At 51.8% G+C, this 20,754-nt stretch carries 18 protein-coding genes; 7 read left to right on the forward strand and 11 right to left on the reverse strand.

Features of this window, described 5'->3' with window-relative positions:
* Nucleotides 1-9: 9 nt before the first annotated feature.
* From AKG35_RS05820 to AKG35_RS05855, 8 genes are all read right to left on the reverse strand, one after another.
* Nucleotides 10-1,917 (reverse strand): DEAD/DEAH box helicase, encoded by a 1,908-nt coding sequence (locus AKG35_RS05820; RefSeq protein ID WP_011130455.1) that lies wholly within the window; start codon nt 1,915-1,917, stop codon nt 10-12.
* Nucleotides 1,918-1,968: 51 nt separating this feature from the next.
* Nucleotides 1,969-2,352: a phosphomannose isomerase type II C-terminal cupin domain gene (locus AKG35_RS05825; RefSeq protein ID WP_011130456.1), complete on the reverse strand. Its 384-nt coding sequence runs from the start codon at nt 2,350-2,352 to the stop codon at nt 1,969-1,971.
* Between the two features lie 13 nt (nt 2,353-2,365).
* On the reverse strand, nt 2,366-4,096 hold the full coding sequence (locus AKG35_RS05830; RefSeq protein WP_011130457.1) for an ATP-dependent DNA helicase: 1,731 nt from the start codon (nt 4,094-4,096) through the stop codon (nt 2,366-2,368).
* Nucleotides 4,093-7,917 (reverse strand): UvrD-helicase domain-containing protein, encoded by a 3,825-nt coding sequence (locus AKG35_RS05835; protein WP_011130458.1) that lies wholly within the window; start codon nt 7,915-7,917, stop codon nt 4,093-4,095. The genes AKG35_RS05830 and AKG35_RS05835 overlap by 4 nt, the downstream gene beginning before the upstream one ends.
* A gap of 411 nt (nt 7,918-8,328) precedes the next feature.
* On the reverse strand, nt 8,329-9,546 hold the full coding sequence (locus AKG35_RS05840) for an MFS transporter (protein WP_236069683.1): 1,218 nt from the start codon (nt 9,544-9,546) through the stop codon (nt 8,329-8,331).
* A gap of 336 nt (nt 9,547-9,882) precedes the next feature.
* Entirely contained in the window at nt 9,883-10,455 is a 573-nt protein-coding gene (locus tag AKG35_RS05845) for a methyltransferase family protein (RefSeq protein ID WP_041385077.1), read from the reverse strand.
* 87 nt (nt 10,456-10,542) lie between these two features.
* Nucleotides 10,543-13,854 (reverse strand): exodeoxyribonuclease V subunit gamma, encoded by a 3,312-nt coding sequence (locus tag AKG35_RS05850; RefSeq protein ID WP_011130461.1) that lies wholly within the window; start codon nt 13,852-13,854, stop codon nt 10,543-10,545.
* Nucleotides 13,848-14,549 (reverse strand): metallophosphoesterase, encoded by a 702-nt coding sequence (locus AKG35_RS05855; protein ID WP_080502866.1) that lies wholly within the window; start codon nt 14,547-14,549, stop codon nt 13,848-13,850. Before AKG35_RS05855 ends, AKG35_RS05850 begins: the two co-directional genes overlap by 7 nt.
* A 46-nt stretch (nt 14,550-14,595) precedes the next feature.
* Between AKG35_RS05855 and AKG35_RS13515 the strand changes: the two genes are divergently transcribed.
* A complete protein-coding gene (locus tag AKG35_RS13515; protein ID WP_236069685.1) occupies nt 14,596-14,970 on the forward strand; it encodes a hypothetical protein in 375 nt (124 codons plus the stop codon).
* Nucleotides 14,971-15,145: 175 nt separating this feature from the next.
* Here the strand turns inward: AKG35_RS13515 and AKG35_RS05860 are convergent, their stop codons facing one another.
* Complete coding sequence (locus tag AKG35_RS05860; protein WP_011130463.1) at nt 15,146-15,883, reverse strand: pyridoxine 5'-phosphate synthase; 738 nt, start codon at nt 15,881-15,883, stop codon at nt 15,146-15,148.
* Between the two features lie 110 nt (nt 15,884-15,993).
* Here AKG35_RS05860 and AKG35_RS05865 point away from each other — a divergent pair, with 110 nt between their 5' ends.
* From AKG35_RS05865 to AKG35_RS12915, 5 genes are read left to right on the forward strand one after another with little or no spacing between them, the layout of a single operon-like run.
* Nucleotides 15,994-16,731 carry a lysophospholipid acyltransferase family protein gene (locus tag AKG35_RS05865; protein ID WP_011130464.1) on the forward strand — a complete coding sequence of 246 codons (738 nt, stop codon included), beginning with the start codon at nt 15,994-15,996 and terminating at the stop codon, nt 16,729-16,731.
* Between the two features lie 26 nt (nt 16,732-16,757).
* Nucleotides 16,758-17,294: a hypothetical protein gene (locus tag AKG35_RS05870; protein WP_011130465.1), complete on the forward strand. Its 537-nt coding sequence runs from the start codon at nt 16,758-16,760 to the stop codon at nt 17,292-17,294.
* A gap of 56 nt (nt 17,295-17,350) precedes the next feature.
* Nucleotides 17,351-17,584, forward strand: a complete 234-nt coding sequence (locus AKG35_RS05875) for a BolA family protein (protein ID WP_011130466.1) — start codon at nt 17,351-17,353, stop codon at nt 17,582-17,584.
* Nucleotides 17,585-17,606: 22 nt separating this feature from the next.
* Nucleotides 17,607-17,930, forward strand: coding sequence for a Grx4 family monothiol glutaredoxin (gene grxD / locus AKG35_RS05880; RefSeq protein WP_011130467.1), 324 nt, complete (start codon nt 17,607-17,609; stop codon nt 17,928-17,930).
* Between the two features lie 37 nt (nt 17,931-17,967).
* Nucleotides 17,968-18,141 (forward strand): hypothetical protein, encoded by a 174-nt coding sequence (locus AKG35_RS12915; RefSeq protein ID WP_011825608.1) that lies wholly within the window; start codon nt 17,968-17,970, stop codon nt 18,139-18,141.
* 243 nt (nt 18,142-18,384) lie between these two features.
* Here AKG35_RS12915 and AKG35_RS05885 read toward each other — a convergent pair whose 3' ends face one another.
* Nucleotides 18,385-18,657 carry a DUF6761 family protein gene (locus AKG35_RS05885; protein ID WP_011130468.1) on the reverse strand — a complete coding sequence of 91 codons (273 nt, stop codon included), beginning with the start codon at nt 18,655-18,657 and terminating at the stop codon, nt 18,385-18,387.
* Nucleotides 18,658-18,803: 146 nt separating this feature from the next.
* Here AKG35_RS05885 and AKG35_RS05890 point away from each other — a divergent pair, with 146 nt between their 5' ends.
* Complete coding sequence (locus tag AKG35_RS05890; RefSeq protein WP_011825606.1) at nt 18,804-19,508, forward strand: response regulator transcription factor; 705 nt, start codon at nt 18,804-18,806, stop codon at nt 19,506-19,508.
* A gap of 600 nt (nt 19,509-20,108) precedes the next feature.
* On the opposite strand, the gene AKG35_RS05895 is transcribed toward AKG35_RS05890, so the two are convergent.
* Nucleotides 20,109-20,534, reverse strand: coding sequence for a hypothetical protein (locus AKG35_RS05895; RefSeq protein ID WP_011130470.1), 426 nt, complete (start codon nt 20,532-20,534; stop codon nt 20,109-20,111).
* Between the last annotated feature and the right edge of the window lie 220 nt (nt 20,535-20,754).

The raw sequence follows: 20,754 nt of genomic DNA on the forward strand, positions 1-20,754 counted from the left end.
GACGCTGAATTAAGAAGCACGCTGGATATGCAACTCTCGATTCATCACCTTGAGACGTTTTAGATCTTTAAAAACATCCTCAGGCATTCCTTTGGGAAGATCCACAAGACTGTGCGACTCAAAAATCTGAATGCGACCAATCATCCGTCCTTCAAGCCCGGATTCATTGGCGATGGCACCAACCAGATTGCCAGGCTTGACACGATCGCGATGACCGACTTCCACACGAAAGCGCTCCATGTGATCTTCCGGCGGTCTCGATGAACGCTCAGGCCTTCGGCCAGAGCCTCCACGACTTTCGTGACGATCGTTGCGACGGTTTCGCTGAGTTGACTGCTGCAACCAACCCTCATCAGCCTGCACCAAGATTGGGCCTGGGCCAACAGCAAACTCTAATGCTGCTAGAGCCAATTGCTCTGGACTGAGGCTGAGCTCCTGCACAACACGCTGGATTAGCTCCTGGAGAAGGGCTGTCTCCTCGGAGTTATCTCTCTCCGTCTTAGCGGCAGTAGTGAGACGTTGACGAAGGCGATCAAGACGACTCTGGTTAATCGCTGCATTGTTGGGGATATCCATCGGTTCGATGGGTTGACCTACAGCACGTTCAAAGCCGCCCACAAAGCGACGTTCCCGAGGGTTCACGAACAAAATGGCCTCTCCACTGCGGCCAGCCCGGCCGGTACGTCCGATGCGATGCACATAGGCTTCGCTATCAAAGGGGATGTCGTAGTTGATCACCAGGCTGATGCGATCGACATCTAGACCTCGAGCGGCAACATCAGTAGCAACCAAGATATTCACGCTGCCTTTGCGCAAACGTTCAACCGTTCGTTCCCGTTGGTTTTGAGGGACATCCCCGTTCAGTACGGCAACATCGTGTCCAGCGGCTTCTAGTGCCTCAGCAACGGTGAGAGTGATCACCTTGGTGCGGGCAAAAATAATCACTCCCTCACCAGTGAAAGCCTCAAGAACCCTTCTAAGGGCTTCAAGTTTGTGGCTGTTCTGGAGAGTGATACATCGCTGACGGATGAGACGAGCCTCCTGATCACGGCTCTTGATCGTGATCTCTGCTGGTTCGTGTAGGTAACGCTTCGAAAGTCGACGGATCTCTGATGGCATCGTTGCCGAAAACAACACCATCTGGCGCTCCTCAGGCAACTGCTCCAAGATCCATTCGACATCATCGATGAAACCCATACGCAGCATTTCATCGGCTTCGTCAAGCACCAAACACCTCAAACCAGAGGTGTCGAGAGTGCCCTGCCGCATGTGATCCATCAAGCGGCCCGGGGTGCCTACCACAACATCCACGCCACGCTTGAGGGTATTGATCTGAGAGCGGAAATCGGCTCCGCCATATACCGCCAAAACTTTGAGATGCGGATGGCCAACGGCATAAGCACGGAACGAATCCGCGACCTGCATCGCCAACTCCCGGGTCGGGGCAAGCACCAACACTTGGGGACGACTGCCATGATCATGAAGCCGCTCGATCAGGGGCAACGCAAAAGCGGCTGTTTTGCCTGTTCCAGTCTGAGCCTGACCAACTAGATCACGACCCAGCATCAATTCTGGAATAGCAGCTTTCTGAATTGGGGAGGGTTGCTTATAACCCTTTTCGGCAAGGGTCTTGAGCAACGGCTCGCTAAAGCCAAAACAATCGAATTCGGAAACTAACTCTGTCGCTTCAGTCTCTTCACAGGCCTCAGCGGCTACTGAGACCGAGCCATCGCCTGAATTGTTTTGATTGGTGGCCTCAGCCACAGTGGTTAAACCATCATCTGCGCTCGTTGAAGAGATCTCAGACGCACTCTTTTCAGGGGAGCACGAGACATCCTCGTGCGCTTTTGTATGGGTCATCGAGAGAAGGCGTTGTCTACCTGATTGATCCTTTAAATCAGGCAGACAACGCCCCATACGCGGATAGCCGCGTTGTGCTGCCTCGCCTTTTCTTCAAAGGTTGATTGCCTAACTTATCACCCGTCCGTAGTCATCCTCGAGGCGTTCAATATCTGATTCCTGCAATAGCTGACCATGCTGAACCTCAATGACCACCAAATCGCTTTGGCCTCCACGAGCTCGGTGAAGCACTCCCAGAGGGATATACAACGTGGTGCCAGCTTGAGCATCGTGCCAAGTGTTTTTACAGAAAAGCTGCCCCTGGCCTGAGACCACAGTCCAATTTTCACTGCGATGTTGATGGCGCTGAAGGCTGAGCTGTTGACCGGCAAAGACCAAAAAACGCTTGACCTTATAGCCCTCTCCTTCGAGCAGATCTTCATACCAACCCCAAGGACGCTCAACTCTCTGGGGGGCCTTGCTCATGCCTCTGCGAGCAGTTGCGTTCAGCATGGCGGTGTCAGCCTCAGCCGTCACTACGAGCAGATGGCATTGCAGTAACGAGATCCACTCGCTTTCGCGCGCGCGTGATAGCAGTGTAGAGAAGTTTCCTCTCGAAGCGAGAAGCGCTCTCACAACCATCAGTGCTGGTAGCCGATACAGCTGTGATTTCCGGCCAGAGAAGAATGACATGGTCAGCCTCACTCCCCTGAGACTTATGAACCGTAAGAGCCAAAGCTGGCTCCACCATGCTCAATCGGGCCGGGTGGATGAAGCGTGTGGTCAGTCCTCCCTGCTCAGAGATCACGCGAAACAGGATGCGCAGATTGTCTCCTTGACCAACCACCAAGCCAACGTCACCGTTTGCTAGCCCCAGTTCCGCTTGGTTCTCGCAACACATCACCGGCGTTCCCAACGGCCAGCGCATTACTCCAGCCTCAAGGCTTTGACCCAACAATGCGCGATGCACATGATCGACTCCCCAAAAACCACGACGTTTCGGACAAAGCACCATCAACCGCTCGAGAGAATCCAGCAAAGACTCAGCTGCAACAGCAAAATTGGTATTGATCATGGTTGAGGTATAAGCATCATCTGGCAGCTCGAGCATCAGTTCGGCAGTGAGTCGTTGCAGTGTTCTGCTGTGCTCCTGCAAGTGCTGAACTAAAAACCTTGGCATACTGCTGAGGTTGTATTGATGCTGCTCAACGTTCGCTGATTTCGACAGAAGAGAAAGTTGTTGCCAAAAAGCAGACAGGCCCTGATCACACAGAACTCTGCTCAACGTTGCTAGTGAACCGCGGTTGCGATAGAGCTGATGCAGGTGAATGGCACCATGATTGAACTGTTGGCGGATATCAGCCTGTTGGAGTTGATGCCAAACCGCTCCACTACCAACTGGAGGCAACTGATCGGGATCACCAATCATTACAAGCTGACTATCAACAGGAAGAGCGTTTAATAACGCCTGCATCAGGGCAAGCTCCACCATCGACATCTCATCAATAACGAGGAGATCAAGCATTAGGGGGTGTTGTTGATGCCTACCAAACCCACCAGGCCTGGCCTGAAGCCAACGGTGAAGGGTGCTACAAGGCAGGCTGGTCAATGCCTGCCGCTGGGGGGGAGGGATTGTCTCAAGCCCCTTGCGAACAGCCTCCTCTAGGCGTCTTGCTGCTTTGCCTGTGGGAGCAGCAAGACCAATCTTCAGGCCTGGTCTCAACGTGACTGCCCGCGCCAACATTTGCACGATGGTGCTGGTTTTGCCCGTACCCGGACCGCCACTCAACAACAACACGCCATGGTTATCGATGGCTTCTACGGCAGCCTGCTGTTCAGGGTTAAGTTCATCCAACAAAGCAGGATGATGGGATGGTGTGGTGCAGATTGAAGTCGGTTGAACAACATTTGACCTGTTGATCAACTCCTTGATCACAGCGTCCATGTCACCATGCCAACGACGCCAACTCAATTGATTGCCGTTTAAAACCATCGGAGACGCCGCGCCTTCCAGCCAGCCACTAGCCAGCAGGGCCTGACAATGAGCCTCAGGCCATCCCATTGCTTTGAGTTCTTGAGGGGGAGACATTGCAGTGAGATTCAGCTGCAGCTCACCGCGGGCTAATGCATCCATCAAGGCGTTGACCAAGTCCTCGAGATGAATTGATGAAGCCTTGGGCGGGAGACGCCTCAACAACGTTTGATGCAGTGCTCTGGGAAAACCTGATGGCCAAGTGGATGAATCGCTGCGAGTCATTGTCCTCCATTCTTGAGCAAGCGATCCAAAAGCAAAACCCGCTCCAATGGTGCGGGCTCCACAATCAAGCCAGGCACTGGTTTAGTAAGGGAGCGACCATTCATGGCCTTAGCGCCTGGGAGACCTCTAAGAAAAACGTAGACGTATCCGCCTAGATGGCGCTGTGGTTCGTAACTTGGCAACCGCCAACGCAAAAAACGATGGAGTGCGACCAAATAAAGATGGGCTTGCAGAGGGTAATGATGAAGGAGCATCTGCTGCTCCATTGCGGAGTCGTCGTAATGGAGCGGACCACAAGCGACAGCCTGCCCCTCTGGATCACGCCGACCGATCCAGTTGCTTTTCCAATCAGCAACCCACCAACGAGCTTCTAAAGATTCTTCTGAATCGGTGAACACAAGATCAATCGAACCGGTAAGAAAACCACGACTGCAAACATTGAGACCTGTAATCATTTCGGCATAGGGCAAGCCAAAGCGAGCCAATGGATTCAGATGAAAAACACTGGCTAGATCAAACGAACGCAACACCTTGCCTTGATGAGCAATTGGCAAATCGAAGCTGAGTTCATGAATGCGACGTTGACCATGCAGTTGATTCAGTCGCAAGCCTCCAAGAGAACCACCAATTGGAGTACTCAACACCCTGTCAAGACCATCCTGAACTGAGGCAAGCAGAGTGATGTCAAGGCCTGCGCGTCGTAGCTCTTCTTCAATCACGATGACGGCATTCGGATCTTGCAATGGCTTGCAAAAATCCAGTCGTTCAAGAATCCGGTGTAAGCAATCCCCTGCTGCAGCACCACGAGGGAATTGCCCCAGAGGGCTCTGGTCAGACCAGTTCAACGTTGGAGTTGAGCGAGAGGCATCAGCAATCGCACTCTGATCTTGAAGTTTGAGCATGGGTTCAAGCTTCTGCTGATCGCTATCTCGACCTTCTTCCAACTCCAAAGGATCAGCAGGAGCACTGCCGTCATAAGTGTGTGTAGCAGACACCCAAGCGGAATAACTACTGCGACCCCAAGACAGATCAAGGCGCCGTTGCGGTGTTGGGCCAAGAGTTAACTCACCTTGAAGCGGCGGAGGTTTCCAACGCTGTTGCATCGATTTCAGCTGAGCCGGAACAACAGTGATCGGCAACTGCTGGCGATCAAGCCAAGCACTCATTCGTTCTGGAGTGAGATCCTTCATCGCTGCATCGATGGCATCCACACCAAACAGCCAAGCGCTGAGGGGATTGCCTTCCTGTTTGGCGCCCCGAGCCCAAATCAACATCAACAGAGAGCAGGCTCTGGTGATCGCCACATAGGCAAGACGTTCGGCTTCCTGCAGGGATGCTTGATAAGCCTGCTGTGAAAGCTGCCATCCTTTCCCCCAGCCGGTGCTGAGTGCTACACACCAAAGCGACTCCGAGTTGGATCTCCACAGGGGGCCGTGGGGGAGGGAGGGGGCTTGCCAGAGGTAGGGACAAATCACAACGGGATATTCCATCCCCTTACTGCGATGCACTGTGACCACAGCAACCGCACTCTCGGCCACATCACTGTGAGGTTGTCGAACCTCTGGAACCGGATCAACAGGTTGTAGTCGTTGGCGACGCAACCAATCGGCTGCAGTAGACGCATCCAAGCCTTGGCGATGAATCACCTCCTGTACAAGCTGCGCACATTGATATAAGTCGCCTAAAAGACGTCCGCGTTCTGAGAGATCAGCCATTGTGCGGCCTTCAAGTAACTCCGCTAGGCAGCCCATAAGACCAAGGCGGGGAAGATTAATGGCCCAATTACGGAAGCGAAGGGCTAATTGATCGAGCTCACCATTGCATTCAGCATGAGCGAGCTGCTCTGTCTTCCATTGCATCAGAGCTGAACAGGCCACAAGCTTCAAACTGCTGCTGTGGGAGGGTCTGGCCAAACAATCCAGAAAACGTTGTAAGACCTGTGCCGCTTCACTGGTGAGAACATCCCCCTGGCTAACAAGCCGAGTGGGCACTGCAGCGACAGCAAGGCCCTGGCGAATGCTGGCTGCCTGTCGATGACGACCAACAAGTATGCAGATATCAGAAGGGCTGAAGTTGTATGAATCACTCTGAAGCAAATCCAAAACAGCATGGGCAACAGCCGTTGGGATCTGTTCTTCCAGGTTGGTTTTAGAGGTCAGTGGAGCAGGTTGCGCACCTGTTGGATGAGTATCTTCATCAAGATTGAGCAGTTGAAGTGGGTGCATACCAAGGGGCAAAGGCCTTGGTGTTGCTCCACTACAAGCAGTTAAAGATGGAACATTTAGTTTTGAACGCCTCAAACCTGGAGCCATCAAGTGGTTCAAGCCATCAAGCAATGGAGTCGTTGTACGGAAGTTATCAAGTAAGGCGTCGATGCGATCAACCTTTGAACGTGCATGCAAGTAGGTGTTGAGATCACCACCACGAAATCGATAAATCGCCTGCTTAGGGTCACCCACCATCAACAGAAGATGGTCAGGGCTATGTGCAAAGGCCCCTTCAAGCAGACGCCATTGCACAGGATCCGTGTCTTGAAACTCATCAATCAACGCGACGCGATAACGCTGTCTTAACGCCTCAAGCCATGGTGCTTGTTGATCAGGGTGGATTTGAGCGATGGACTCGGATTGAGGATTGGGATCCAGTGCAGAGAGAAGCTCTGCGTAGCTCATCACACCACGCTGCCTGCGGCGCTCAGCTAACGCAGACAGCCCCCAATCCAAGGCATGATTCCACACCTGTTCAGCAGGGCCATCACAAAGATCAGCAATTGATCTCTGCAATGCAGGCATCAGAGGAGTGGGGTTTTCTTCGCCGCAACGCCGAGCAACAGTGCAAACAACAGCTGGATGAAAGTAATCCGTGAGCAAGGGTTGATCACGGATCGCTGCGTAGCCAGGAGTAAAAGGCTGATCAGAATGTTGTGGTTTTTGGGAGAAAGCTTCAAGCCAGTGATTGAGGATGGCGAAACGATCTTTTTTGGGTTTAGGGCTAAAGGGTTTTGTATCTTTAGCGCCCAGAGATCGCCAATCAGCAGCGCGACTCGATAAAGCGATATCCAATTCAGAGCCGTGTCGTTGCCAGTGATCAACAAACTGTTGCCAGCACTGCTGAAGGTAGGCATCGAACTGGCTTGATAGCGGTTGTGAAGACTGCAGATTGCTGGGGTGAGTTTCGAGAGCCAAGCTGGGATCGCTATCGAGTTTGAGCAAAGCCTTTGCCAAGTTCTCAACGCTCAAGCCAGCATGCAGAAGGCCGCGTAGATGCTGGGCATCGAGAGTTAAGACCTGTTGCTGCCAATAATCATGAACAACTTCTTGAACAAGTTGTTGTCCTGAGTCATCCAGGCGTGGGTCCATGACAGCACCACTCTCAAGAGCCTGACGCCGCAAGGTGCGCCTGCAGAAGCCATGGATGGTGGTGATATCAGCCAGATCAAGGCTCTCAAGTGCTACTAAGAGCGAAGAGATCCATTGATGCCGTTGAGAAAGATCGTGGCCGTTGCACTGAAGCCATTGCTTGAGAACAAGATCAGGCGGCTGATCAGTGGCGCCATGATCGAGGGCTTCCAGACCTTCAAGAGCATGCTCAAGGCGTTGGCCAATGCGAGAGCGCAGCTCTGCTGCTGCAGCTTCAGTGAAAGTCACCACCAATAGTTCACTAATTTGGTGGCCGCCTTCAGTGAGCAGTCGTAAAACCAGATGAGCAAGAGCAAAAGTCTTGCCTGTGCCTGCACTGGCTTCTAGTAAGCGAAAGCCAGGTCCGAGGGGGTAATCATTGGACTGAAAACAATATTCGGGTTCACGGTTCGCATTAGCCATTGCAGTGCAGTAGGGCTATTTGATGACTTTCAAAGATTCTCTCGTAGCTCTTATGATCACAATACAAATCAATGCAGGATGCTGATACATCAATCATGAGTACCAGTCGCCTCGATTTAAATGCGGGCATTTTTAACTGATTTCAAATTTAATATACCCATAGACCATTAATACTAGGACAAATCAAGCATAACTGACTACTTCTTGAGAATAGCGAGATAAAAATACCTAATTAAACCAGAATTATTTAATCTCGAATCAGAGCAAAACTCTACGATTTTCAGATGCTACAAACGATACTTCTATTAAATAAAAAACAATTAAATGCGAATGATGGAATCAAGTAAGAACATTCTGATTTTATAGGCTAAGCTCAATCAATGAAACCAAATAGAAACTATCGCCAGGGGATCATTGAACAGATCTTCCTTGCATAATTTCCATAAGAAACTGAAAGGCAATTACAAAGACGCCAATAAAAAGGACTGCATTAAGGTTAGAACTGGCAAGATTAGAGAAAGAGAAAGAAAAGGTTGCATAGCCCAAGCCTGCTGTTGTCGCCATTAATGCCCAAAGGCGACGATTGAGACCTGGAGAAGTGACAAGCTCTCCAAGGCGATCATAGGTAAGGCTTAATGTGACCCACATCCATATCCCAATCAAAAACGTTGCCAGTAAAACAGTTGAGAGATAATCACTGAAAGAAAAAAGCAGGCTACCGATTAGACCAATTATTGATGCCAAAGGGAGCAAGGAGGCAGTAGCCCATCGTCTCGGAAAAGTTGCAGCGACAAGTGCGCCAATCCAACTACCCAAGCCAAGCACGGCCAAAGACTCACTGCTAACGGATGGATCAAGCCCCAGCCTCTGACTGACAACCATCGGGGTATATAAAGTAACTGGTACTTGCCCCGCTCCTAACAGCAAGCCTCCACCGATAAGGAGAGCCGCAACTCGCCAACGCTGACCAATTGATATCTCAGGAGTCTTCATCGAGATATCTGTGCTAATCGACTGCGCAGAAGCTAATTGATCATGTATAGATGATCGTAGTAGCCAAAATACAGGGAAAGCAAGCGCAGTTGCACAAATTGCCAAAACAACCCAAGCCATCTGAGGCGAACTTGGTGCAAAAATCCCTATAGAACATGCACCAATTAACGCACCAGCTCCACCTCCAGCAAGAACCATCGCAGAGTTTTTTCGTCGCTGACTTGATGGCGATTGAGCAAGAGCAAGTGGTGGGATTCCACTAATCATGTGACCAGCAGCCCAGCCAGTACAAACCCGAGTGAATGCCTGTCCCCAAAGATCTGGTTCAAATGCTGCAAACCAAAAAGAAAGCACAATAACCAACAAAGAAACTCTCAAGATGCGCAAGATACCTTTATGACTGCTCAGTAAGGAATGGTGAAAAGATCCAAGTAAGAATGCAAGCAGGTTTAATCCTGCAAGTTGCCCTATCCCTGTGGTAATAAACCAATCTGCCTGCACCATCACCCTTGCAATTGCACCGAAGTCAAAACGAACCAAACCAAATCCAATGCCCATAGCACAACTTCCTGCGATCACCTTTCCATCAAACAAACGCAAATGGGTTTCCCTGTCTGGTATCAATATATCTCCCATAATATAATATAAGTAATATTAAATCTTATCAAGGTTTTTGGAAGCATCAAAATTAGTCTTGACAAGAAACTTAAGAGCCAACCGAAGCAATGATGAGAATCAATCCAGGGGGAAAGAGGCATACCAACACTCGTCATGTGCTGCAAACCCAATAAAAATAAGATTATTCACAAAGCATATCAAGGAAGTACTGCTATATAGTATTCAATCGTAAATAGAGCCTGGCGAAAGCCAGGGTACTCACTATCTTGTAATCAGAGGATATTGAAAAGTACTGGTCCTGAACAACAATTATGTTACTGGAATAACAATTGATTAGCACAGCTTAAAATTCAATCAGCTTCTCCAGTCCAGCAGAGGAAACCCTGGAATAATCGCTGCAGTACTAGCGCGATAGGCACTGTATTCAGGATGCAAGATCATTAACTTTCGCTCCTCCCGCCGAGCCTTACCCCTCAGCAAAAGGCACAGAGCAAGGAACAACGCCACATGCAACAGGCTGCCAAGGGCAATGGCAACTCCAGCGGAACACAGCAACAGCGCTTGATAAAGCGGATGGCGGCAGCGTCGATAGGCACCCATCGTTACAAGGGCAGCAGCGGGCTTTGGATCAGGCAATGGTGAAAGGCTTGCGCCAAGACGCCAAAACGCTTGAACCACTAACAACACCCCCACACAAAACAGGCAGGCGCCAAAAATGGTAATTGGCAATGGCCAACGATATCCCCAACGCTCTAAAGCAGGCCAGGGGGGCAAGAGATGGGCTGCAATCAGGATGATCTGTGCCAACAGCCACCACTCACCCTGGCGATTATCCAGCCAGCCTCCCCAACTCAGGCCCCAACCAGAAAAAGCCATACCCAGAGACTCTGCTGGGCTTTGCTTTGAAGAATTTGACATCGAAGCCATGACATGGATCTGTTCACACAAGTCTGCGCAGACTGAATAGCAAAAACCTTGCATGACCTTCAAATCAATGATCAGCCGCAATGACTTCTAGATCGCCAATGCCTCAAACAAAGGGCCATAAAGGCTTGTGTATGCCTGCTCAAAACCAGCGCTGTTGAGAAGCTCTGAAGCTTCGCAGTTCAGACCAAAGCAGAGCTGCATCTCAGCCCGTTCACGCTCACCCTGAACATTAAATCCGCCACTCCAAGACTGACGGAAGGCTTGTTCACCCCTACCAGCCGATTTGTTGTTGGCGTTGGCGTAGGCCCAACCACTCATCGGTGGCACTGGCCAACACTGACTCAAACCCTGACAGGCCAAAGCCTGCAAAGCAATGAGTTGTTCTCTTGCTTGCTCGGCTGGAAGTGGCTGCCAACGCAGAGCTATCTCAAATTGATCCTTCTTGGCTGCTGATCCACAACGGGCTACGACGACAGTTGCCGCCGTAAGCGTGTGATTTGCGCAGACCTGCAAATGGCTTAGCCATCCCTCCATCACCCCCCTTGACTTCAACTGACCTGGTTGCACCACCACGACCGTGTCCCCAGCCCAGAGCATTTGCCTGGAGCCATCCGCCAACTCAAGACGTCGTGTCGAGCATGGTCCCATGCTCAGTAGCGTTGCCTGTAAATGTTGCCAACGCTTCTCGAGACGTTCGCACTCCAACGTCGCAGCTGCTCCTGGAGGAAGGGTGCCTTGACCGGCATAGCGATGCTTCCAATCACCTGCTGCTGATTCCTGCAGCAATGCATTCTCATCAGTAGGGAGATTGCCAAGCAGCTCTGACAAACGTTGCCTGAGCAAACCATGCCGATGCCATTCATCTAGATCGAGGGTCTCAAGGTCTTCAACAGGGTCAAGCCATTCACGGGCTGTTAACTGAAATTGCTCCAACCAAATCAGTTGGGGAGCGATTAACCAGCGCAACAACAATTCAGATGAGATAGCAGTTGAAACTTCCTCTTTCACAGGGCCCCAACTCAAAGGAAGCGCAAGGGCAAGGGGTGGTGGCGCTAGAGTTTTATCCAACCAGCGGCGCGCCTCGAAATGGCGACGGTCACAGCTAGGAGGTGGTTGGCTCCCCTGAGATAGAAAATTACTGCGCTCAAGGGGATTGGCGGCTGGTTCTCGACATAGGCCCTCAAATGTCTCATCGCTGAGCTCATGCTGCAGCCGTCCAAGCCATTGCTGCACAGGGCTAGCAGCTGGGCGACATTCGCCCGTGTGCTCATCGCGGCTGTTCCAGGTGATCAGCAGATGCTGTCGGGTCGACATCAATGCTTCCAAAAGCACATAACGATCTTGATCACTACTGCGTGGATCACCTAGCTGACGCTGCTGCTCCAATAGATGAAAGCCAGCTCGCTCACGATGGCGAGGGAAAACATCGGCGTCCAATCCCATCAGCACGATCACACGATGAGGGATGGCACGCATCGGCTCCAGAGCACTCACTGTGAGGGCACCAGTGCGATGTCCAAACCGACCGCTATCTGCAGAGAGAGCTTCATTCAACACATCTGCTACAACAGCCGCTTCCAGCAACAACGTGCAGTCAGCACCAATCTGACGCCAATCCTCCAAAGCAATCAGCAGGCACTGCCGCTCCCAGGCCCAAGAGCCACCATCACCAAACAACTCCTCGACAAAACCCTGTAGAAGCTCTACCCAAGCTCCACAAGTTCGAGCACGACGAAACTCTTTCAGCTGCCGGCAGAACTGAGCCAAAAGCTGCCACCACTTCGCAAGCTGTGCTGGTTCCAGCCCCTCTGCGAAGGGTGCTGCTCCTCCAGGGGCCAGGCCTGGTGTGCTGGGCAACACCAAGCCAAGCAGCCAGCGATCCAGGCACCAGCTGAGGCTATGGGTCTCATCACCACCACGCTCCTCGGCATCAAGTCCCCAGCGAAATCCTGTGCGCTGTAAACAGCGACTAAGGCTACTGGCATCGTCCTGGCTGAAACCTTGCTGCTGCTGTATTGCCGGATTAGCGAGCAAGCCTTCAAGGGCGGTGGCAGTCAATCGCTCGCCTGCGATCTGAAGCAGTTGCAACATCCCCTGCGTCAGCCCAGGGCTGTCCTGCTGGCTGCGATCTGTGAGCCGCCAGGGAAGCTCCACGCCAGTGGCTGCAGCATCGTTGAACACCGAGGCGAGCAGAGGAGCAAAACGATTGACCTGTGGGGTCATCACCAACACATCACGGGGTTCGAGGCTGGGGTCGGCAGCAAACCATTGCAAGATCTGATCGCGGACCAACTGCACCTGGCGCCATTGCCCAGGGCAAGCCAAAAACTGCAAAGAACTGTCCTCTTGCCTGCGCCGCAGAGGTTGATGATCCTCCGGCGAGACAAGCTGCTGCTGAAGCTGCTCAAGCAACGTAGGTTCTTTCCCGGATTCACAAGCCATGGTGGCCGGCGCGGCAAATAGATCACCCTCCTGCCACTGGCCAAGCTGACTCTCACCGCCACCTTCCAGCAACTGCTGAAATTCCGCGCCCATGCGTCCAAGGATGGCTTCTAAGCGCGGCGCTTCGAGCAACCACAAACCATCAGCCGGCTCGGTCCACTGATGCCCCAACATCTCCCTTCTGCTACGACATCGCTGCCAAAGATCCGGGCAGGGGGTCAGCAGAAATATCTGTACGTCCACAAAACCCGAGAGGGCCTGAATCAACTCCACTTGCACCGGAGCAAGACTGCTCAGACCAAAAAGCCGCAGTTGACTTGGCAATGCCATGGCGGGGTTGTCTCCGCTGCGCAGCTTTGAAACAGCCCTATGCACCTGAATCCCGAACGGTTCAACCTGCAAACGTTCAGCCAATAAACGCAGCAACTGGGGTTGCCAGCGCAGGGTTAAAGGCATCTCCTGCGATGAGTTCAAAAGCCGATCACTGCCCTCCAGCCATTGATGGATCAACTTGGGGCGGTAAAGCGCATAGTCGTCAAAGGCATCGGCAATGCTTCTGGCTAACTGCCATTGCACTCGGTTGAGGTGGCCTGGCCGAGATGGCTGCCGATTGACCCATTCTCTCAATGGCGCAGCTTCTTCAGTCTCCAAAAGCTGTGGCAACAAATCAAGCAGAGGCCAAACGAGTCGACTAGCCCGCCAGGGATCTTCAGCATCACTATCGATCCCCAATATCATCCGAACCAATTGCCTTAAACGTGATCCTGGGAAAGGGAATCGCACCAAAGCACTGATGCCATTCACGCTTGCCAACTGTTCCCCCAGCCAGCGGCTTGTGGGCCAGGTGTTCACCAGGACATCCACTGAGTCAAATAGACCTGGTGGTGCCAGACGCAGCTGCTCCGCCAACACTCGAGCTAACCACTCCGCTCTGTTGCTGCGGTAGATCGTCAGCAAGGCTTAGTAGAAACCAGGGATGATGATGTAGTCATCTCTTGAGTGAACGACTCTTTGGGCTTGTCGACATCGCATGCAAGATACTGATTCAACTTGCGGTCACCGCAGACCTGAACAACAGCATCGCGTTCTGGGCAATAGGCGCTCAGCAAGCCCCCGTAGCAAGCTCCCGTATCAATCATCACGATATGGCGATGGCGCTCCACCTGCGGACGAGGGGTATGAGCAACGATCACGCGTCCATAGCGACCGTCGTAATCCTCCCAGAATCGCTGACGAATGCTCAAATCAGGATTGCCATCGAGGTCAAAGCCAGCGTGAGTCGCAATCCATCCCTTGGCTTTGTAAACAAGAGGAAGCCCTTTCAAGCGGCTTAACCACTCTCGAGCCTGGCGATCACCCAATTGCCTGTACGTGTCAATCGCCAGCAAAGCAGCCTGGCCATCTTGAGGGTCGACCTCCAGACAATCGATCAGGTGTTGTTCATGGTTTCCACGCAACCAATGAGCACGACCGCCACAGACCATTTCCCAGGCAAGCAACATGGTGGCCTCAATGGCCGGCCCTCGATTGATCACATCTCCACAAAACACGAGCTGGTCTGAGCTGGGGAGCAAGGCGATGAGCTCTATCAAGGATTGATAACAGCCATGGACATCCCCAATCACCCAGTGACATTCGCGGGGTGACTTCACAATCGCAGCAGCATTCTCTTCAAGATTCTGGCTGGGCAGTAGCCATATGTCAGCGCTACTGCGTACGGTGAACAGTCTTGAAGTGTTTGATTTGGATCCACGCACGTTGCCGGTCATCAAACGAGTCGACTTACTCGTCAAATCCCTCAATGGTGCTGAGCGCACCAATGAAGCTTTGGCGCGTTGCGAGGATGCAGACTCCATGATTGACGTCCTTCTAGGTGCGGCAGCCCAGCTTGAGCTTGGTCTCACCCGGGAAGATTTGATGACCACACCACCAATCCGTGACTGGATCTGGTGGAAGGAGAAAGAGGCCCTGATTACCATCGGTGAAACCAAGCCCCGTTACAAACAGGACGATCGAGCCTCCACAGAGAATTCGACTGGACGTCGCACATTCCTAGGGTTATTCAGATTCTGATTCCTCAATGTTGGAGGGCCTGTTTTAGGCTTCAGCAGAAGGATCAGTAACGATCGAGATCACCTTCACTGCAGGCAAATTCATCTTTTTTACTCAGTCAAGATGTCCGGCATCAAATATTTACTGAGTAACCATTGATTTGCAGAGATCAATAATGCCTACCCATCCTTACTGACTACCCAAAAAGAGGCTCTCGTCGGGGATTCTGGACAAGACGCTTCATCTCTCTTACAGCTTCTTTAAGGCCTACAGCAATCGAACGGGCCACAATCGTATGACCAATATTCAATTCTTCAATCCCTTCAATCGCAGCCACGGCTTCTACATTCTGATAAGTGAGGCCATGCCCAGCATTCACGCGTAAGCCAAGGCTGCGCGCTCTTGCTGTCGCTTCAGTCAAGCGTGCAAGTTCAAAGGATTGATCAGCCCAACAGGCTTCGGCGTAAGCGCCAGTGTGCAGCTCCACCCACCGAGCACCACTCTTAAAAGCTGCCTCCAGTTGTTGAGAAACAGGATCTACAAACAAGCTGACGGGAATCCCTGCAACCTGCAGCTGATCAACCATGCCTTTCAAGGATCCCTGCTGGGCAGCAACATCCAAACCTCCTTCTGTGGTCACCTCCTGCCGTCGCTCTGGTACGAGTGTCACCATGTCAGGTTGAATTTTTAAAGCAATTCCCACCATTTCAGCAGTGGCTGCCATCTCCAAATTGAGACGACTGCGCACTGTTGCCCGAAGCAGGTCCAGGTCTCGATCCTGAATATGACGGCGATCTTCTCTTAAGTGAACTGTGATGCCATCGGCTCCACCAAGTTCCGCCAATAGAGCCATCGGCACTGGATCGGGTTCCACGGTTTGGCGAGCCTGGCGCACATTGGCAATGTGGTCGATGTTGACCCCGAGGCTGGCCATAAAGAAAGGGAAACAGGCCTGATCCTATTGGGGATAATTGACCGCCTTCTATTCTCTAAGGGATTTGACCGCCGGTTCAACTGCCCAATCAACATTGGGTTCAGAGGTTCTTGGCCTTTAACTTCGGATGTTTGAACTCGCCAGAGACGGTGTCCTCGGCCCTAGCGACTCGTGAAAATTCCCTGGGTCTCGCAATAGACCCTTTTTTGGCCCCCGTTGCCATGGTGGCGACTCAAGACATCGTCCTGCGCCAATACTTTCGAGAGCGCATCGTTCTGGGTCAAGAGAATCTGCCCATGCAAGGGCCAGTGTTGCTGGCTCCCACCCATCGTTCACGCTGGGATGCATTGATGTTACCCATGGCCGCTGGCCGTCGGGTTACGGGTCGTGATTGTCGATTTATGGTCACTGTTGATGAAATGAAGGGCCTACAGGGATGGTTTCTCCATCGCTTGGGATGTTTCCCGGTGAATCAGAGCAAACCTTCGCTCACCAGCCTGCGCTATGCGATTGATCTGATGGCTGATGGTCAACAGGTCGTGGTTTTTCCAGAAGGAACAATCAATCGCACAGAAAAACCCATCAAGCTCTATCAAGGTTTGGCACGTCTGGCTCAACTTGCAAAAAGCCAAAATATTGATGTCCAAGTCGTACCAGTTGGTCTTGGCTATAGCGAAGTCATTCCCAAAGCCTGTGGACGGGCATCAATTTGCTTCGCAGAACCGATGAAGGTCTTGGAGACTGGTCGTGAGGCGGTGAAAAGCTTCAATGCTGAGCTGTCAGAAAAGATGCATGCAGCTGAACAAGCGGCCCTCCATGCAGTAGGCCGTCTCAAGAAAGCACCTTAAAGTTTCGCCCATCTGTTCTTCAGTTCATGCGTTGTCGCCTTCCGCTGACGGCCCTTGCTCTTTCTGCTGGCCTACTTCTCTCATCTGGTTCAGCACTAGCTCAAACAGCAGCTTCATCCAATGACAAGGTGCTGGCCCAAGCGGGCGGTGGATTCAATGTGGCAGCAGTTCAAGCCCTCCTGAATCAAGGAGATGCTGCTGTATCCGCTGGAAATCTCACTGAAGCCCGAAATGACTACGACAACGCTCGCGATGCTGCAAAGCAGCTGCTTTCCTTTTATCGAGACCTCAGTGGAGCCTTCCGCGGTCTGGATGCTCGTATCCCTCGCGAAATGGATGCCAAAGGGCGTAAAGCCATGGGGCTCCTTGCCCAGGCCAACCTTCGCCTTGCAGCACTTTTCCGCCAACAAAACCAACCTGAGGTCGCTGTACCGGTGTTGGTAGAAGTGGTGAGAGTGATGTCGCCCTCCCGCCCCGAAGGCCAAAAGGCCTATCAGAGCCTTCTGGAGCTGGGGTTCGTAGAAACCCCCTATGCCGGCGCCAAGCTGACAGCTCCCAACTGAGTCAACTTTCGACTTGGATCTGCCAGCATCAAGCTTTGAAGTCAACATTGGTCTCCATGGTTCAATCCGACGAGGTGGGTGCAGCGATCCGGCTAGCCCTACCTGATGCTCAAGTCACCGTTGAAGACCTCACTGGCGGCGGCGACCATCTACAGGTGAGCGTCATCTCAAACGCCTTCGCTGGCCTTTCCAGAATCCGTCAGCATCAGTTGGTCTATGGGGCCCTCAAAGATCAGCTCGCCAGTGAAGTTATCCATGCCCTGGCCTTAAGCACCTCTACTCCTAACTAAACCCTATCCCCCCTCGTTTTCGATGGATCCCACTACCAAAACACGTATTGAAGCCCTGATCCAATCAAGCCCGATCATGGTGTTCATGAAAGGCACAAAACTGATGCCTCAGTGCGGCTTCTCCAACAATTGTGTGCAGATCCTCAACTCCCTCGGCATGAGCTTCGAAACCTTTGATGTGCTCTCCGATATGGAAATTCGCCAAGGGATCAAGGACTACTCCAATTGGCCGACAATTCCCCAGGTTTATGTAAAAGGAGAATTCATCGGCGGATCAGACATCTTGATTGAGATGTACAACGCGGGAGAACTGGCCGAGAAGCTTGAGATCGCTCTTAACAGCTAGGAGCTCAAGTTTTAATTCGTTAAGTCTTAGCAATTAAATGCCGTTACTACTCGCCACAACCTTGCAAGCAAATCTCCTCTATGGAGTGGCTGTGATCGGATTTTTTGCTGGTTCCTGGTTTTTGGGTCGAGCGATCACAGTGATCACCAAAGGCAATAACCCGCTGGTTTGGCGAGGCTGGAAGAAATTGTTTGGCCTTAAAAAGGACTGAACGACTCAGCAGCATTGCCCCCCTAGGGCATCCCCATCAGCCCTAGAGAGGCTTGGGGTGATGGGCTTAAACGAGATACCTCTCCAAAACTTAGGGAACCAGGCCCATGTTGGTGGTCACCGAGCCAATCATGGCCAACACAGCAAGCGAAAACAAAAGGCAGCTACCCAATCCCTGGGATGTAAACAGGGAGCTTGCCCTGGCCAGCTGGTCTGCAAAGGCTGCTGGAATTCCAAAAAGGAATTACCAACCCGCTTCTTTTTTGCGATAAAGAGTTCCCATATCGCCATCTGGGCCAATAAAGCTGGAGGGATCCAAAATCCAACGATCGACAAGATCTTCAAACCTGGCCTGATCCCTTATCTCCAGTTGTCCACTACGCCTTAGAGCATGAATGTAGCCGTCTGCATAGAGCCGAAGCTCCGACTGACTGTGGTAACGACTGGTCAGTTCCTGACAGGCATCACAAAGCGACTGGAAGTGTCTAATCGCCTCAGGGTGATCAAGAGATGTCATGGTCGGAGATCACGGCAGCCTCTTTTGGCAGCTTGCCATTGGATTGGGTTTAGCGTAAGCGCGATCTGTGATCACATGTGACCTCCATTCCCCGCAATCTTCATTCCAATGAGGACACCCAAGTGTCTTCATCGGGGTCTTTGCAGATGCAGACCACGCCAAAGCAGCCCTCAAGGGTCCTTGTGGTGGAACCTCACCAAACTCTTCGCACGGTGCTGGTCCATCGCCTCCGTCAGGACGGCCATCTCACCGCTGCAGTGGCATCAGCCGTGGAAGCCCTTGACGTCTGCCGAGATCAATCACCGGATCTTCTAGTTAGTGCTGAGTTACTTGAGAGGAGTTCTGCAATGCGACTCTCTCATCAGCTCCGTTGCCCTGTGATCGTGTTAACAGCTCGAACAGGCACAGAGCCCATGGTGGGCCTCCTGAATGAAGGCGCCGACGATGTGTTGCGCAAACCATTTGGACTTGAAGAACTCGCCGCACGCTGTCGCACCTTGCTGAAACGGGGACATAGCGGTTTACAGGAGCGCGTCACAGTGGGCCCCCTTGAAGTCCACTTGTTGCTCAGACAAGTGACTCTGCGCGATAAACCTGTGGAATTAAGCCCCAGAGAATTTGCACTTCTCTGTGCACTTTTAATGCCTCCAGGTATCGTACGAAGCCGCCAAGAATTATTGCGAATGGCTTGGCCTCCCTTCAGCGGCGGGCCTCGTTCTGTAGACACCCAGATCCTTACCTTGCGACGCAAACTTGAGCAAGCTGGGCTTGGCGAAGGAGGTGGCATCACCACCATGCGCCAGCAGGGCTATAGATTCAGCCTGGATACTCTTCCTGATTCTGAATCATAAATATTGAACCTCACAACTATCGATTAGCCAATGATTAAAGGCCCTGGCTGAAGTGGCCGAAACAGATTCTAGGCATTACTAGAGGTTGATGATTTATAATTTAATCAAAAGATGAGCGCAATAGGTTGATACTCAGAAAACTAGAGCAAGTGGTCAATCCTTAAGGAATTCTGTTATCAAAACAAGCTCTAAAAGGCTTACAAGCTTGGATGAGCAGCAATTGCCCAGATCAGCGGAGCGGTACCAATAGCGGTTGCAGTCAGCAGTTGAGCACCGACAACAGCGAAGTGTTTTGCAGTCATGATCTAGGACTGATGGCTGCACACACCATCCATCAGATCAACCACTTCTGTTCTAACCTTGCTCAAATACTGCAGTGAGATTGATCACAGTGATGAAAGCTGCATCGAACATCATCAGCATTTATTAGTCAACAAGTTGACAGAGGCTTAATCAGCCAGCAAGAAGATGTTGATGCTCTCAAGCATGAGCTACTCATCAAAGATGCTTTCTCCAGCTTTAAGCGCAATTTGCATGCAAAGCTGTTTAACAGCTGCATTTTGATGCAGCTGTTAAACAGCACCTGAAAACTCACCTCGTCTACTTGCTGTCCTGTTGTTTCTTGACAGCCTCCTCAACCTTGGCCTTCACATCTGCTGGCACCTCCTTAGGGCAGTACTGAATAGCCCCAGTGATGATCTGAAACTCAGCACCAGCGAAAAGCTGTTTGGTGGTGAGTTTGCTAGTTCCTGCCGAAGCCACTAATCCACCATGGCGGCCCGTCAGGATCTGCGCGTACGTAGCGGCAGCGATACCAACGGCCTTGGGAAATTCCACGCCAGCGGCACGTGCATTACAAACGTACGAAGAGCCAATGCCTCGATAGAGAAAGATGTCTTCGTTGCTAGCCGGTGTTGCTTTGGACCCACCAGCTTGTTGAGCAAGCGCAGCAGGACTAATCAAACTGAGGGGCATCAACAACGAAGCCGCCAAAACTGGACGAAGTCGACGGGAAAGGGTTTGCAATGGATCTGGTCTTCAAGACTTCGCCATGGTGCCCTATCCGACAAGGGTTTAACCACCCCAACCGAGTCAGTTATGACATATCAACGCTTTAGAAAGTCGAATCAACTCCTATCCCTTCTGAATCGAGGCTGAGGCCCTCTCAAGCAAATTCTGATGGTGGATAAACCCTCGTCTTCAATCAGCCCGTCCCACTCATCGCCAGGTTTTTCGTCAATGAGTC

The organism is Prochlorococcus marinus str. MIT 9313 (assembly GCF_000011485.1).
GTDB lineage: Bacteria > Cyanobacteriota > Cyanobacteriia > PCC-6307 > Cyanobiaceae > Prochlorococcus > Prochlorococcus marinus_D.

What these genes read in the sequence shown, in the direction of transcription:
- AKG35_RS05885 (WP_011130468.1), bottom strand. Translation starts at nt 18,657, where the DNA reads ATGACATCTCTTGATCACCCTGAGGCGATTAGACACTTCCAGTCGCTT.
- AKG35_RS05875 (WP_011130466.1), top strand. Translation starts at nt 17,351, where the DNA reads ATGGTTCAATCCGACGAGGTGGGTGCAGCGATCCGGCTAGCCCTACCT.
- AKG35_RS05825 (WP_011130456.1), bottom strand. Translation starts at nt 2,352, where the DNA reads ATGCTGAACGCAACTGCTCGCAGAGGCATGAGCAAGGCCCCCCAGAGA.
- AKG35_RS13515 (WP_236069685.1), top strand. Translation starts at nt 14,596, where the DNA reads ATGTCAGCGCTACTGCGTACGGTGAACAGTCTTGAAGTGTTTGATTTG.
- AKG35_RS05835 (WP_011130458.1), bottom strand. Translation starts at nt 7,917, where the DNA reads ATGGCTAATGCGAACCGTGAACCCGAATATTGTTTTCAGTCCAATGAT.
- AKG35_RS12915 (WP_011825608.1), top strand. Translation starts at nt 17,968, where the DNA reads ATGCCGTTACTACTCGCCACAACCTTGCAAGCAAATCTCCTCTATGGA.
- AKG35_RS05820 (WP_011130455.1), bottom strand. Translation starts at nt 1,917, where the DNA reads ATGGGGCGTTGTCTGCCTGATTTAAAGGATCAATCAGGTAGACAACGC.
- AKG35_RS05830 (WP_011130457.1), bottom strand. Translation starts at nt 4,096, where the DNA reads ATGACTCGCAGCGATTCATCCACTTGGCCATCAGGTTTTCCCAGAGCA.
- AKG35_RS05845 (WP_041385077.1), bottom strand. Translation starts at nt 10,455, where the DNA reads ATGGCTTCGATGTCAAATTCTTCAAAGCAAAGCCCAGCAGAGTCTCTG.
- AKG35_RS05890 (WP_011825606.1), top strand. Translation starts at nt 18,804, where the DNA reads ATGCAGACCACGCCAAAGCAGCCCTCAAGGGTCCTTGTGGTGGAACCT.
- grxD (WP_011130467.1), top strand. Translation starts at nt 17,607, where the DNA reads ATGGATCCCACTACCAAAACACGTATTGAAGCCCTGATCCAATCAAGC.
- AKG35_RS05840 (WP_236069683.1), bottom strand. Translation starts at nt 9,546, where the DNA reads ATGGGAGATATATTGATACCAGACAGGGAAACCCATTTGCGTTTGTTT.
- AKG35_RS05860 (WP_011130463.1), bottom strand. Translation starts at nt 15,883, where the DNA reads ATGGCCAGCCTCGGGGTCAACATCGACCACATTGCCAATGTGCGCCAG.
- AKG35_RS05870 (WP_011130465.1), top strand. Translation starts at nt 16,758, where the DNA reads ATGCGTTGTCGCCTTCCGCTGACGGCCCTTGCTCTTTCTGCTGGCCTA.